The organism is Granulicatella sp. 572.rep1_STHE, assembly GCF_001073445.1.
Taxonomy (GTDB): domain Bacteria; phylum Bacillota; class Bacilli; order Lactobacillales; family Aerococcaceae; genus Granulicatella; species Granulicatella adiacens.
Window position 1 is genome coordinate 1 of the sequence record NZ_JVBO01000005.1, and the last position, 1,565, is coordinate 1,565.

Annotated in this window: 1 rRNA gene; it reads left to right on the forward strand. The window is 53.4% G+C overall.

The features are described 5' to 3' along the window. Positions 1 to 2 precede the first annotated feature (2 nt). Positions 3 to 1,552: ribosomal RNA gene (locus ADH99_RS00020) — 16S ribosomal RNA — on the forward strand. Positions 1,553 to 1,565 lie beyond the last annotated feature (13 nt).

The window sequence follows — 1,565 nt, forward strand, 5'->3', positions numbered from 1 at the left end:
TTTTTCATGAGAGTTTGATCCTGGCTCAGGACGAACGCTGGCGGCGTGCCTAATACATGCAAGTCGAACGAGAGCGACCGGTGCTTGCACTGGTCAATCTAGTGGCGAACGGGTGAGTAACACGTGGGTAACCTGCCCATCAGAGGGGGATAACATCCGGAAACGGATGCTAAAACCGCATAGGTCTTCGAGCCGCATGGCTTGAAGAGGAAAAGAGGCGCAAGCTTCTGCTGATGGATGGACCCGCGGTGCATTAGCTAGTTGGTGAGGTAACGGCTCACCAAGGCCGTGATGCATAGCCGACCTGAGAGGGTGATCGGCCACATTGGGACTGAGACACGGCCCAAACTCCTACGGGAGGCAGCAGTAGGGAATCTTCCGCAATGGACGCAAGTCTGACGGAGCAACGCCGCGTGAGTGAAGAAGGTTTTCGGATCGTAAAACTCTGTTGTTAGAGAAGAACAAGTGCTAGAGTAACTGTTAGCGCCTTGACGGTATCTAACCAGAAAGCCACGGCTAACTACGTGCCAGCAGCCGCGGTAATACGTAGGTGGCAAGCGTTGTCCGGATTTATTGGGCGTAAAGCGAGCGCAGGCGGTTCCTTAAGTCTGATGTGAAAGCCCCCGGCTCAACCGGGGAGGGTCATTGGAAACTGGGGAACTTGAGTGCAGAAGAGGAGAGTGGAATTCCATGTGTAGCGGTGAAATGCGTAGATATATGGAGGAACACCAGTGGCGAAGGCGACTCTCTGGTCTGTAACTGACGCTGAGGCTCGAAAGCGTGGGTAGCAAACAGGATTAGATACCCTGGTAGTCCACGCCGTAAACGATGAGTGCTAAGTGTTGGAGGGTTTCCGCCCTTCAGTGCTGCAGTTAACGCATTAAGCACTCCGCCTGGGGAGTACGACCGCAAGGTTGAAACTCAAAGGAATTGACGGGGACCCGCACAAGCGGTGGAGCATGTGGTTTAATTCGAAGCAACGCGAAGAACCTTACCAAGTCTTGACATCCTTTGACCACTCTAGAGATAGAGCTTTCCCTTCGGGGACAAAGTGACAGGTGGTGCATGGTTGTCGTCAGCTCGTGTCGTGAGATGTTGGGTTAAGTCCCGCAACGAGCGCAACCCTTATTACTAGTTGCCAGCATTCAGTTGGGCACTCTAGTGAGACTGCCGGTGACAAACCGGAGGAAGGTGGGGATGACGTCAAATCATCATGCCCCTTATGACTTGGGCTACACACGTGCTACAATGGATGGTACAACGAGCAGCGAACTCGCGAGGGTAAGCGAATCTCTTAAAGCCATTCTCAGTTCGGATTGTAGGCTGCAACTCGCCTACATGAAGCCGGAATCGCTAGTAATCGCGGATCAGCACGCCGCGGTGAATACGTTCCCGGGTCTTGTACACACCGCCCGTCACACCACGAGAGTTTGTAACACCCAAAGTCGGTGAGGTAACCATTTGGAGCCAGCCGCCTAAGGTGGGATAGATGATTGGGGTGAAGTCGTAACAAGGTAGCCGTATCGGAAGGTGCGGCTGGATCACCTCCTTTCTAAGGATAAACC